Raw genomic sequence first — 13,134 nt, forward strand, 5'->3', positions numbered from 1 at the left:
TCGGAAGCGTACACCAGCAAAACCTGCACCAAGTGCGGGCACATCCACACTAAGTTGGGTGGCGCAAAGGTGTTTAGATGCCCAAAGTGCAACCATAGGCTACCACGAGATTGGCAAGGCGCTCTGGGTGTTATGCTCAGAGCTTTGCGGGATACCGCCTTTCTGTTCGGAAACGGACAGAATGCTATCGCTTCACCGTTGAGCAGTAATGCTTAGCAGTGTTCAGCGTAAATGTATCAGTTTAAGTTGAATCTGAAACCTGAAAGTTGGATGGGGATGGTGGCAAGGCTATGCAACCCAAAAGCGTTTTCTGGAAGCGGCGGCAGGTATTGGCCGGCCTGGGATCCCTGGGAGCTTGGGCGTTGAGTCAAGGCTCTCCGTTGGCCCAGAATACCTCACAGAGTTCGGTAGATCTGGGATCCCTGAGCTGGGCGGATATTCTGGAGCGGGCGCGGGGCAGCTCTGTCAACTGGGCCATGTGGAGCGGCAGCGAGGCCATCAATGGCTTCGTGGATGGCTGGGTGAAAAGCCAGTTGCAGGAGCGTTATGGCGTTCGCTTGAACCGGATCCCGCTCACGGATACCGTTGAAGCAGTCAACAAGGTGATTGGGGAGGTGCAGGCCGGTCTGCGCAGCGGCGGCAGCATCGATCTCATCTGGATCAATGGCAACAACTTCCGCACCCTCAAGCAGGGGAATTTGCTCTTCGGCCCTTTTGCTGAGAAATTGCCCAGCTTGCCCTTCTACGATCCCGCCGATATTGCAACGGATTTTGGCCTGCCCACCGAGGGCTATTCTGCACCCTACACCGGCAACTACTTTTTGATGGCCTATGATGCCGAACGGGTACCCAATCCCCCCCAGAGCCACGCCGAACTGTTGGCTTGGGCAGAGGCCAACCCAGGGCGATTTACCTACGTGGCCCCGCCGGATTTTCATGGCAGCCGCTTTTTGTTGAGCGCCTTCTATGGTGTGACCGGGGGCTATGCTCAGTACAGCGGGCCGGACTTCGATGCCGATCTCTGGGCGCGACAATCCCCTGCCCTGGTGGAATACCTGAGAAAGCTGGATCCCTTCCTGTGGAGACAGGGCAAAACCTACCCGCCCACCTTTGCCCGCCTGGCGGAGCTCTTTGCCAACGGCGAAGTGTGGCTCATCCCCACCTTTATCGATCAGGTGATCTTACGCAAGGGCAACGGCCAATTTCCCCCCAGCACCACCCCCTATGGGATCCCGGGCACCAGCTTGATCGATCCCTCGTTTACAGCCATTCCCATCAATGCGGCCAATCCTTGGGGGGCGATGGTCTTGGCGGAGGTTTTGGCCAGCCCGGAGGGGCAGCTGGAAAAGTTCAAGCCGGAGGTCTGGGGGGATCTGCCGCTCATTGATGTCAGCCGGTTGTCTGCCGACTACCAAACAGCTTTTGCCCAGCTGGAGGCTGCTGCCGGGATCCCCATTCAAGAGGCCATTGCTGGGGCAGTGCCCATCGTGAACTCCGAATACACAGTGCAACTGGAGGCCCTCTGGCAGCAACAAGTCTTGCCGGGATAGGGGTTAGGTATGCCCCTCACCCCCAGCCTCTTTCCAAAAGGGGAGGTCTTCTGACATTGGGGGTGGGCCGGGCAATGGCGGAGCAGGATCCTCACCTTGGGGCAACCAAACTTGGAAGTGGGTCCATCCGTCCGAGCTGTTGACGGAGATATTCCCCCCCATGTGCTCCACCAGTTGCTTCACCAAAGCCAGCCCCAGGCCGGTGCCGCCGTGCTTCCAGCGATCCGATTGCGGGATCCGGTAAAACTTTTCAAAGATGCGGGGCAGCTCTGGCTCTGGGATCTCGCTGCTGTTGCTGCAGACGAAGAGGATCCCCTGCCCTTCTGAGACAGCCCGCAGGTGGATGGATCCCTCGGGGGCCGTGTACTTGATGGCGTTGTGCAGCAGCTCGCGCAGAATGCGCCCCAAGCAGGTGGGGTCGGCCCAAAGCGAGGGGATCCCTGCCTCCAGGTGCAGTTGCAGGTGTTGATGTTTGGCTTGGGCCAAAGGCTGAGCCCCGGCCAGCAAATCTTGTAAATACCGCGGCAGAAAAATATTCTCTGGTTGCAGCAGATACGTCCCGGCTTCCAGCCGTCGCATATCCAGCAGGTCGTTAATGAGCTCGATTTGCCGGTTGCACTCTTTCAGGGCAATGGTGAAGTAGTGCCGCTGTTTCTCGGGGTTATCGCGGGTCATTTGCAGCATTTGCAAGGCCATGCGCACATTGGTCAGGGGGGTGCGCAGCTCGTGCGAGACGGTGCTGAGGAAATCATCCTTCAGCAAATTCAGCCGCTCCAATTCCTTCACCTGCGCTTGGGCTGCTTGGTACAGACGGGCTTGGCGAATGGCCAGGGCACATAGGTTGGCCACCTGATAGGCCAGTTGAATCTCGTCTTCGGAAAACTCTTGCTCCGGCAGCCGCTCCAACAGCAAAGCTCCCAGCCGCTTCTCTTTGTCCCAAAGGGTGCAGACCAGCAGCCGCACCCAGCGTCCCTCTTTCCCTGTGCGACAACAGCAGTGGATTTCCCATTTCTGCTGCGAGGAAGAATGGGACTGCAGCAGGCGCAGGAACTCCGGGTCGCTGGCGTAGTCTGGCCCATGCAAGGGATCCGCCCTGTCGCCCTGAGCTGCATCAGAAGAGAGAAGGGGGGAGTAGCAGTAGCCAGGGATCCAGGTTGACCCATCTTCTAAAAGCAGCAGGATTTGGCAGCAGGTCAGGCTTAGCGCTTCGGCAAGGGCTCTGACCACTTCTTCCAGGATTTCCCCCTCGTTTAGGCTGACCACCATCCGGCTGCTGATGGCGCGCAGCACCCCCTCAAAATACAAGGCTTGCTGCAGCTTGGCCGTGCGCAGCTCCACCTGGGCTTCCAGCTCCCGGTTGAGGGCTTGCAACTGTTGTTCTGCCCGCTTTTGCTCGGTGATCTCCCGCCCCACCGACAGGATCTCCACCAAGCGGCCTTGGCTGTCGAAAATGCCCTGATCCACCCAGCTAATCCAGCGGGACTGGCCGTTTTCTCCGGGGTACTCCCGCTCGCTGCAGTAAAAGGGACTTTCAGGAGTGAGGGCGGCAAAAGCTTGCAACACTTCCTCCCGCTCTTCTTCCGGCAGCCGATCCCGCCAGCAGGTGCCCAACTTCTCTTCTGCCGAACAGCCAAAAAAGCGCAAGTAGGCAGGATTGACGAAGGTGATGCAGGTATCGGGCCGAAAGCGGCAAATGAGCTCTGTCTGCTGCTCCACCACGGCGCGGTATTCTTGCTGCTGCTGCCACAGACGATCCAGCAGGGCCTGCTGGGCTGCTGCCGCCTGCTGCCAGGCTTTGGTTAGCGTCTGCACCTCCTGGATGGGGCCGGGATCCAAAGGGGGCCAGGGCTGGAAGCCGCTTTGGATAAATTGCTCGGCGATTTGGGTGAGGCGGCACAGGGGACGGGAGAGAGCTTCGCCGAGGAGGATCCCTGTCCCCAGCATGCTCAGCAATAGCCCACCCCCCAGCAGCGCAGCCTGTTGGGCGCTCCGATGGACTTTGGCCAGAAGGGTTGCCTCTGGGATCCCGTACACGAAATAAAAACCTAGCCTCCCTTCACTCTGAACGGACTCCACCTCCACCCAGTAGGGGATCCCTCCGACCTTGAGGCGCAGCGAATTCTGAGAAGAGGCCGTCTCCCAGGAGCCCACCTGCTCTTGCACGGCCACCAGCAGCGGGTGGGGAGCAGGCCCTGCCGTGCTGGCTACCACTTGCCCCTCTTCGTCCAGCAGAAAGCTCACCCCCACAGCAGAGCTGCCTTGTACTCGTTCCAGAAAAGCCTGAAGCTGCTGAATGGACAGGGAAGCCACCAAGCTGCCATAAACCCGTCCCTCCGAGTCGGTCAGGGATAGGGACGTCACGATCAGCCGCTCTGGATCCTGGGCAGGAAGCTCCGCAAAAAATCGGGTTACCACCCAAGTGTCGCGGATCCCTTCCGACTGCAGGAGCTGGGGAAACCAGAACAACTGCTCCAGATCCACAAAGCCCAACCGGCGAGTGAACCCTGTGGGATCCCCTGTCTCTGGATCCCGTTGGCGGCCCTGGGCGGATCCCGGCAAGAGGCCGGGGGTGTGGTAAGTCCAGATCGACCCATCGGCGTGACGGCGGGCGATCACAAACCCCCCTTGAGCCGAGACAAAGCCGACATAGCTGAGCTCAGGAAATGGCTGCAACTGGCGGGCAAAGTGAGCTTCCAGCACCTCTAGATCGGCTGGGCTGGGGGTTGTCAAATCGGGCAGCAGCCCCCCCCTCACTGCCCCTTGATTGAGGGCATTGATCTGAAGGGGAATTTGCAAATATCTGGCAAGATGCTCTTCGGTGCGGTCGGTAACTTCCCGCCTCAGTTGCTCCGTCAAGCGCAGCGCCAGGTGTCGCCCGCCCTGCCAGGAGAGATAGGCCACTCCCCCCACTCCCCCTGCTACTGAGAGCACTAGGGGCAGCAGCAACGCCACCCGCAAAGGAATGGAGCGGAAAGGCCACCGGGATCGCACTTCAGAAGAACCAGAGAAAAACAGCATGGGATCCCTCACAGAACCTCAGGCTTGGGGAGGTTCCAAAGCCCGCTGCAGAGTGCCAAGGCCGATCTCGGCCGCAATAGCCAGAAGGGCCACTGGAACCGCCCCCACCAGCAAGATGGCGTTGTCATAGAGAGCAAACCCCAGGGTGATAAAAGTGCCCAGCCCTCCCGCACCGATAAACGCTGCCAGAGTAGCACTGGCAATCACCTCAATCGTAGCCGTTTTAACACCGGCCAGGATCACCGGCAAAGCCAAGGGGATCTCCACGTGCCGTAACACCTGGCCAGGAGTCATGCCCATGCTCAGGGCAGCTTCCCGTAGGGCCGGCTCAAGGCTGCGGAAGGCCACATCCGTGCTGATCAGAATGGGGGGCAAAGCCAGAAGGGTTAGAGCCACAACTGCCGAACGGAAGCTGAGGCCGAAATAGGGGATGGCCAAAAACAAAATGGCCAAACTGGGGATCACCCGCAGGCTGCTGAACGCATTGATCACCACCAGGGAAAGCATCTGGGAGCGGGAGCTGAAAAAGCCCAGCGGCAAGCCCAACAGCAGCCCCATTCCCAAAGGCACCGCCACCAGTTGCAGGTGTTGGACGAAAGCTTGAAACAGCATGTCGCTGTGGTTCTGGGCGTAGCTGAGGGAGCGGGCCAAAAGGCTCATTGCCAATCCGAGTTGTCGTCTGTATCCTGCCTATCTTCCCTAATGGTGTCTGGATCCCTGCTTGGGGCCTGGTTGGCTTCTCGCTCTTGCAAACGGCGGATTTGGGAGCGCACCTGCAAAGCAATCTGTAAAGCAGTCTCTAGGATACGACCCTGTTCGCTGGCCTGCTCGCTCACCTGTAGGGCCGTCAGCGCTGCCAAGTTATCCCCGAAAAACTCGCTCTGCTGCTCGATCAAGTCTTCGTTTTGCCGCAAGATCCGTTCGGTTTTCAAGGCACGGATGAGATCGGCCCGGGTCAGCTTCAGGGCTTCGATCACCTCAGCCCTCTGGGCCAGCTTCACCTCGGGGTTGCCCGCTTCCACCAACTGGTCGTTGACGTGGATGGCCTGGATGATTCGGTTGTAGCGATCCACCTCCCCCAGCAAATTCAACAGCAGCGGCATGCGGCGGCTGCGGAAAATCCAATAGGCTTGGCCCAGAGCGGCAATAGCCGCCAGGATCCCCCATTCCACCAGCCAAGTGCCCCAAGTGGCCTGTAGGCCAGGGATCCAAATCCGCCCCACCAGGGTAAGTAGGGATCCCCCTGTCCAGAAGGTCAAGAAACGCAAGAACAAGTCCAGCGTCAGCAACAAGCGCAGGAGATCCCAGAAGGCGGAGAACTGGCGCAGGCGATCCTTAAAGCGACGAACGGGCCGAGGCCGATACAACCAAGCCACCGGCACTTGAGAGAGGCTTTCAACTTGAGCTGGGGAGATGATCAGCTCTTGTAAGTCCCGCTGCATCGCCATTTGCTCTGCTGAGGCTGGGAAGTTTTCCCATTGTACTTGCGACCTTGAGCAGCCCGGGTTTGCCCAGGGATCCCTTCCCAGAAGGGAAGCTGCCTGGCCAAGTCTCGATAGAATGGGGTTCGCTGGGCTGTTTGCGTCTTCACGCCCTCGTGCTCACGTTGTAGGGCAACAGTGAGACACAAGACAGCTCGTCAAACGCAAAGGAGAAGAGCAGGGTGACCAGCCAATTGCGCCAACTGAAGGCCCATCTCGCTGAACCGGAAAACTTTGCCCCCTACGGACAGGTCATTTGCCCCACTCCCGATCACAAACCCTTCGACAGTCAAGATGCTCAGTTGTTCTTGAATCAAGGGCAGCCCCGCTTTTACATCATGCGCTTGCCTCGCCGCGGCCTCAAGTTTACTCAGATCACCCACCACATCCGCTGCACCCAGTGCCTGGGATCCCTCAATGGCAAGGAGTGGTTTATTGGTGTTGCACCGCCTGCCGATGAGCTGCACGTGGATCAGATTCAAGCCTTTCGGGTGCCTGGGGATCGCTTTATCAAACTGGAGATGGGTACCTGGCATGCCGGCCCCTATTTTGACCACGAAGAGTTCATCGATTTCTACAACTTGGAGCTGGCCGACACCAACATCACCGATCACGAAACCATAAACTTACTCCAAACCTACAACCTGGAGTTCCAGATCACCCCCTGACAAGCTTTTGGGGATCCCTTATCAATCGGGCAAAAAGCAGCATTGATCACAGCAATCTTTCGCTTGAGCGCAAGAAGAGCATGCCTCTAACCCCCAAAACCCTGAACTTTGCTGAATTTACTGAGCTTTAGGCGGTTTGGCAAAAGTCATTGAGAGGGATATAGTAGACCAAGTTTCCCCCTGATCCTTGAGTCCACCGCAACGGTTGCCGGGAAGTGAAGGGGGAAAGCGCTCGGGGGGTATTCCTCAGGGCTTTGCGGGATACCGCCTTCCTGCTCAGAGATAGGCAGGATGCGATCGCTTCTTTCCTGAACCATGTTCAGGAGAGTTCAGCGTGAATGTATCAGTTGTGGGGATCCGTACTCCACTATGGGTGGAGAGAAAAAGTGGGCTTGGATCCCAGTCCTGGTGGATGTAGCCGACTTGGGTGAGCGTTCCTTGACTTGGGCTTAAGTTATACCCTTGTCGCCATGGATCTTGGTGCTGTAACCCACCTGGCCAGGTGATAGAACAGGGTCAAACCCAGCAGCATTTGGGAGGTTTGTTGTCATGGCTACGTTGCAACCCAAAGTGACCCACCAGCTTTTGGCGGCCTTAGCCCTGTTTGCCTGTCTGGGCTTGTTGCCTGCTTGTGGCGAGAGCAGCAGCAGCACCGTCAGCCCCCCCAGCATCACCCCCACCCCCACCGGCTCATAATTCGGCTGGTTTTTGCATGCCCTTGCAGCGGTTGCCCAAGTTGGTTCAGCTTTGGGCTTTGAGGATCGCGGGGATCTTTTGTCTTTGTCTGCTGGCGGCCTGTGGAGGATCCCCTACCTCGATGGAGCCACCGCGGGCAGGGGAAGTGCCGATTGCCAGCTTCCTGTGCCGGTTGGATCGCCAGACCCGCAGCTTTACGGGGCCTATTTACGCCGAACAGCCCCAGGTTGCTACCTGCAACCCCGGTCGCCTTACGCCTGCAGCAGCCCAAAAGATGATGGATCGGCTGAATTTTCTACGGCTGTTGCACCAGTTACCGCCGGTGAAGCTCAATCCTCAGTTCCTAGAAGCCGCCCAGCAAGCGGCCTTGATGCAGGTAGCCAATGGTACTCTCAGCCACCAGCCGCCCCCTTCTTGGCGCTGCTTTACCCCTGCTGGGGAGGCGGGATCCCGCTTCAGCAACCTGGCGGTTGGGCCCATCCTAGAGCTGAACGGCCCCGATCCAGGCCGGGTGTTGGCGCGGCAGGTGGACATCTATTTTGCCGAGCGAGGTCGAGAAAACTTTGTGGATGTGGGGCATCGCCGCTGGAACCTGTATCCTCAGTACGCCCAGGGGGCCTACGGCATTGTCTTTGACCCACGGGCTGGACGGGTGACCCAGGCCAACGCCAACTGGATCTTCGGTTTTGACGAGTCGGTGCCAGATCCAGAGTTCATCGCCTTCCCGGAGAAAGACGGCTACCTCTACCGCCTAGAAGGGTTTTCCGGCCAGCCCCTGTCTGCCTACCGCTGGTCTTTCTCGGTGCCCAGCCGTGGCGGCAAGGCTGATCTCAGCCAAGCCCAAGTCCGCATCACCGATGCCCTCAGCGGCGAGCCGGTGCCTGTTGGAGATCTCCGCGTGGGGGATCCCGCCTTTGGCCTGGAAACTTTGACCTACTCCGTGGGTTCGATCCAGCCCAATCGCAACTACACCTTTGAAATTAGCGGCATTCGCCTCAACGGTGGCCCCCCCCGCAGCTACCGCTACACCACCGCTCTCTACGACTGCGATCCCCAAACTTCCCAACGGCCCGCACCCCTCACCGAAGGGCTGGGGATCCCGCCCCGTCTGCTCTGGCAGATGGAGCCTTTCAACTCTTTCAACCCTCTCAACTAGCTTTTCCTCACCCCCAGCCCCTTTCCCAAAGGGGAAAGAGGGGTCTGCTGCTGATACATTCACGCTGAACTCTCCTGAACATGGTTCAGGAAAGAAGCGATCGCATCCTGCCTATCTCTGTTCGCGTCAGCGGGACGGAGTCCAAACAGGAAGGCGGTATCCCGCAAAGCCCTGAGGAATACCCCCCGAGCGCTTTCCCCCTTCACTTCCCGGCAACCGTTGCGGTGGACTCAAGGATCAGGGGGAAACTTGGTCTACTATATCCCTCTCAATGACTTTTGCCAAACCGCCTAAAGCTCAGTAAATTCAGCAAAGTTCAGGGTTTTGGGGGTTAGAGGCATGCTCCTGGAAGCCTGACTTTATGCATAAAGCGCAATTCGAGAATGACAAAACTGCATAACCTGTTACAAAGTGTAACTGCCAATACCAAAGTTAACGGTTCGTTATCGCTAGGGTAGCCAGTGTTCACCCCACGGCAGCGATCATGGCGAACCAATTTGAACGCCTCAAAAGCGAAAAGGATGGGCTGGCGGTCAAGGCCGAGCTGGAGGCGTTTGCCCGGATGGGTTGGGAGAACATTCCTGAAGACGACCGGGATCACCGCCTCAAGTGGCTGGGGATCTTCTTTCGCAAGCGCACCCCAGGTCAGTTCATGCTGCGGCTGCGCCTGCCCAATGGGATCCTAACCAGCGGCCAAATGCGCATGTTGGGCGCAATCATCCACCCCTATGGAGAACAGGGCGTAGCCGACATCACCACCCGGCAGAACCTGCAACTGCGGGGCATCCCCATTGAAGAAATGCCCCAGATCCTGGGCTACCTGAAAGAGGTAGGCCTGACCAGCATCCAGTCGGGCATGGACAACGTGCGCAACATCACGGGATCCCCTCTGGCCGGTATTGACCCGGACGAGCTGATCGATGTGCGCGGCCTCACCCGCAAGGTGCAGGACATGATCACCAACAATGGCGAGGGCAACCCTTCCTTCAGCAACCTGCCGCGCAAGTTCAACATCGCCATCTGCGGTTGTCGCGACAACTCCGTGCATGCGGAGATCAACGACCTGGCCTTTGTGCCCGCCTTCAAAAATGGCCGCCTGGGCTTCAACGTCCTGGTGGGCGGCTTTTTCTCTGCTCGCCGCTGCGCCGAGGCAATTGGCCTGGATGTCTGGGTGGATCCCCGCGATGTGGTTCCTCTGTGCGAGGCGGTGCTGCTGGTCTACCGGGATCACGGCCTGCGGGCCAACCGACAAAAGGCACGGCTGATGTGGCTCATTGACGAGTGGGGCCTAGAGAAGTTCCGGGCGGCTGTGGAGCGCCAGATAGGCCACCCTCTGCCCAGGGCAGCGGAAAAAGATGAGGTGGTCTGGCACAAGCGGGATCTGCTGGGGGTGCATGCCCAGAAGCAGCCGGGCCTCAACTTTGTCGGCCTGCATGTGCCGGTGGGGCGGCTCAACGCCCTGGAGATGATGGAGCTGGCCCGCTTGGCGGAGGTGTACGGCTCCGGGGAGCTGCGGCTGACAGTGGAGCAGAACGTGCTCATCCCCAATGTGCCCGACTCCCGAGTGGCCCCGCTCCTCAAAGAGCCGCTCTTGAAGAAGTTCTCCCCCAACCCAGGGCCCTTGCAGCGGGGGTTGGTGTCCTGTACGGGCAACCAGTTCTGCAACTTTGCCCTTATCGAGACCAAAAACCGGGCTGTGGCCTTGATGGAGGAGCTGGAGGCGGAGCTGGAGATCCCCCAAACGGTGCGCATCCACTGGACGGGCTGCCCCAACTCCTGCGGCCAACCCCAAGTAGCCGATATCGGCCTTATGGGCACCACTGCTCGCAAGGACGGCAGGGTGGTGGAGGCCGTGGACATCTACATGGGGGGAGAGGTGGGCAAAGACGCCAAGCTGGGCGAATGCGTGCGCAAAGGGATCCCTTGCGAAGACCTCAAGCCGGTCTTGGTGGAGTTGCTCATTGAACACTTTGGGGCCAAGCCGCGTCAGCATCCGTCCGCTGCCCAGGCTTCTGTTTTGGTAACCCGCTAGCGGTTCTGTTGCCGTCCTGAAAGTTTTTCTTTCTTCGTCGTTGTAAATCTTGGAGGTTTCGATGTCTAAGCTGTTCAGCACTTCCTCTCCCGTCTCCCGTCGGCAATTTTTGGCCGGGGTGGCTGCTCTCACGGCTGGGGCGGCCACGGCTGGGATCCCGCGCGCCCAATCGCAATCCTTGGGCAAAGGCTACTGGGTGGCGCAGGCCGATACTCCCGAAACCACCAGCGCCAAGCTGGGGTTCATCGCTCTAACCGACGCGGCCCCCCTGATCATCGCCAAAGAAAAGGGGTTCTTTGACAAGTACGGCATGAAGGACGTAGAGGTGGTCAAGCAGGCCTCTTGGGGCACCACCCGCGACAACTTGGTGCTGGGATCCGCCGCCGGCGGCATCGATGGGGCACACATCCTCACCCCCATGCCCTACCTCATCACTACCGGCAAAGTTACCGATGGCAAGCCGGTGCCTATGTACATTTTGGCCCGTCTCAATCTGGACGGTCAGGGCATTAGCATTTCCAACCAATATCGGGATTTGCAAATCGGCCTGGATAGTTCCCCCCTCAAGGCCAAGTTTGCCGAGCTTCGAGCTGCCGGCAAAGATCCCAAATGTGCGATGACCTTCCCCGGTGGCACCCACGACCTATGGATGCGCTACTGGCTGGCCGCAGGCGGGATCGATCCCACTAGCGACGTCTCCGTCATTGTGGTGCCGCCGCCGCAGATGGTGGCCAATATGAAATCCAGAACCATGGAAGCCCTCTGTGTGGGCGAGCCTTGGAATGCCCAGCTGGTGAACCAAAAAGAGGGGTATAGTGCCCTCACCACCGGCGAGCTGTGGAACGGCCACCCGGAAAAGGCCTTTGCCCTGCGGGCCGACTGGGTGGATGCGCACCCGAAAGCCACCCTTGCCCTGTTGAAAGCGGTGCTAGAAGCCCAGATCTGGTGCGACCAGATGGAAAACAAAGAGGAGATGTGTCGCATCATCGGCGACCGCCGCTGGCTGGGGGTGCCTGTGCCCGATATCTTGGGCCGTTCTCGGGGCACTTTTGACTACGGCACCGGCAAGGTCGTTGAAAACAGCCCCCACCTGATGAAGTTCTGGCAGAACTACGCTTCCTACCCCTTCAAGAGCCACGATCTCTGGTTCTTGACCGAAAACATCCGCTGGGGTTACCTACCTGCCGACACCGATACCAAAGCCTTGGTGGAGCGGGTGAATCGGGAAGAACTCTGGCGAGAAGCTGCCAAAGCCATTGGTCAGGGGGCAGCCATTCCCCCCAGCACCTCTCGAGGAGTGGAAACCTTCTTCGACGGGGTGCAGTTCGATCCCGAAAATCCTGCCGCCTACCTGGAGAAATTGGCGATTAAGAAGCTGGCCTAGCCTGATCTTCTCAATTCTTCCAGAGCAAGTTGCAAAAACCCTTGCAAGCCCTCTGCCCAGGAGAGAAGGGATCCCCGAATCCCCACAAAGAGTGTTCAACTGAAACCCCTTCTCTCTTGGGATCCTCTTAAGTTGACTTCAACCTTACTCCCAGCAAGCCATGAGGATTTTCCACTCTGCCCTACAGTTGGGCTACCACCTCTTTCGGATCCTGCTTCCCCTACTGGTTGGCCTAGGCCACTGGCTGCTGAAAACCGGCCAAGGTTCTGTTCTTCAGTCCAGTACCGGAATCGGTTCTCCCGCCAGTTCTGCACCTTCTTCTGCTTGGCGGCAAAGAGTCCAAATCCACAAAGCGCTGCGTCGCATTCTGTTGCCCGCTACGGCCATTTTGCTCGTCCTGATTCTCTGGCAAATCATTTACAGCCGCCCCGGAGCCAACTTGCCCACCCCTCTCCAGGTTTGGCAGGACACCTGGGATCCCCTCATTAAAGATCCCTTTTTTGACTATGGCGGCAATGCCAAAGGGCTGTTCTGGCAAATTTGGGCCAGCTTGCGGCGGGTGTTCATTGGGTTTGCCCTGGCCGGCTTGGTGGGGGTTGTGGGCGGCATGATCATCGGGGTCAATCGCTGGCTGTACGAGGCTTTGGATCCCATTTTTCAGGTGCTGCGCACGGTGCCGCCTTTGGCCTGGCTGCCGATTTCTTTGGCTGCCTTTCGAGATGCCAACCCTTCCGCCATTTTTGTAATCTTCATTACGGCCCTCTGGCCCATTTTGATCAACACCGTTGTCGGCGTACAGCAGATCCCACAGGACTACCGCAACGTGGCCAGAATTGTGCGCATGTCTGGCTGGAAGTACTTTTTCAAAATCGTTTTCCCGGCAACTGTGCCCTATATTTTTACCGGCTTGCGCATTGGGGTGGGCTTGTCTTGGCTGGCCATTGTGGCAGCGGAAATGTTGATTGGCGGTGTGGGCATTGGATTTTTCATCTGGGATGCCTGGAATAGCTCCCGCATCAGCGAAATCATTCTGGCTTTGATCTATGTCGGGATGGTGGGTCTTCTGCTGGATCGCATCACCGCTTGGATTGGCTCGCTGGTGGTGGCTGAGGATCGCTAAATGAGCTTGGCCGAGTTTTAGATTGGTTG

At 58.5% G+C, this 13,134-nt stretch carries 11 protein-coding genes; 8 read left to right on the forward strand and 3 right to left on the reverse strand.

The features are described from left to right. Together ACVWYZ_RS10595 and ACVWYZ_RS10600 are read left to right on the forward strand one after the other, a co-directional pair. On the forward strand, positions 1–216 hold a 216-nt coding region (locus ACVWYZ_RS10595; protein ID WP_457467024.1), incomplete at its 5' end, for a zinc ribbon domain-containing protein. 74 nt (positions 217–290) lie between these two features. Next, positions 291–1,550, forward strand: a complete 1,260-nt coding sequence (locus tag ACVWYZ_RS10600) for an ABC transporter substrate-binding protein (RefSeq protein WP_457467025.1) — start codon at positions 291–293, stop codon at positions 1,548–1,550. A gap of 3 nt (positions 1,551–1,553) precedes the next feature. Here the strand turns inward: ACVWYZ_RS10600 and ACVWYZ_RS10605 are convergent, their stop codons facing one another. Genes ACVWYZ_RS10605 through ACVWYZ_RS10615 form a run of 3 tightly spaced genes read right to left on the reverse strand, consistent with a single transcriptional unit; the run spans position 1,554 to position 6,010 of the window. Beyond that, complete coding sequence (locus ACVWYZ_RS10605; protein ID WP_457467026.1) at positions 1,554–4,568, reverse strand: ATP-binding protein; 3,015 nt, start codon at positions 4,566–4,568, stop codon at positions 1,554–1,556. Between the two features lie 18 nt (positions 4,569–4,586). Beyond that, positions 4,587–5,228, reverse strand: a complete 642-nt coding sequence (locus ACVWYZ_RS10610; RefSeq protein ID WP_414351185.1) for an ABC transporter permease — start codon at positions 5,226–5,228, stop codon at positions 4,587–4,589. Next, positions 5,225–6,010, reverse strand: a complete 786-nt coding sequence (locus tag ACVWYZ_RS10615) for a hypothetical protein (protein ID WP_457467027.1) — start codon at positions 6,008–6,010, stop codon at positions 5,225–5,227. The genes ACVWYZ_RS10610 and ACVWYZ_RS10615 overlap by 4 nt, the downstream gene beginning before the upstream one ends. 221 nt (positions 6,011–6,231) lie before the next feature. On the opposite strand from ACVWYZ_RS10615, the gene ACVWYZ_RS10620 reads away from it, so the two are divergent. The 6 genes from ACVWYZ_RS10620 (at position 6,232) to ntrB (ending at position 13,105) form a co-directional block, all read left to right on the forward strand. Further along, positions 6,232–6,717: an ureidoglycolate lyase gene (locus ACVWYZ_RS10620; protein WP_011431703.1), complete on the forward strand. Its 486-nt coding sequence runs from the start codon at positions 6,232–6,234 to the stop codon at positions 6,715–6,717. 549 nt (positions 6,718–7,266) lie between these two features. Beyond that, a complete protein-coding gene (locus ACVWYZ_RS10625) occupies positions 7,267–7,413 on the forward strand; it encodes a hypothetical protein (RefSeq protein ID WP_187147246.1) in 147 nt (48 codons plus the stop codon). Positions 7,414–7,429: 16 nt separating this feature from the next. Next, positions 7,430–8,569 (forward strand): CAP domain-containing protein, encoded by a 1,140-nt coding sequence (locus ACVWYZ_RS10630; protein ID WP_457467028.1) that lies wholly within the window; start codon positions 7,430–7,432, stop codon positions 8,567–8,569. Between the two features lie 484 nt (positions 8,570–9,053). After that, positions 9,054–10,601 carry a ferredoxin--nitrite reductase gene (locus ACVWYZ_RS10635; protein ID WP_414389720.1) on the forward strand — a complete coding sequence of 516 codons (1,548 nt, stop codon included), beginning with the start codon at positions 9,054–9,056 and terminating at the stop codon, positions 10,599–10,601. 61 nt (positions 10,602–10,662) lie between these two features. Next, positions 10,663–11,985, forward strand: coding sequence for a CmpA/NrtA family ABC transporter substrate-binding protein (locus tag ACVWYZ_RS10640; RefSeq protein ID WP_414330505.1), 1,323 nt, complete (start codon positions 10,663–10,665; stop codon positions 11,983–11,985). A 160-nt stretch (positions 11,986–12,145) separates the two neighbouring features. Next, on the forward strand, positions 12,146–13,105 hold the full coding sequence (gene ntrB / locus ACVWYZ_RS10645) for a nitrate ABC transporter permease (RefSeq protein WP_011431708.1): 960 nt from the start codon (positions 12,146–12,148) through the stop codon (positions 13,103–13,105). The last annotated feature ends 29 nt before the right edge of the window (positions 13,106–13,134 follow it).

This window comes from Thermostichus sp. MS-CIW-37, from assembly GCF_054060065.1.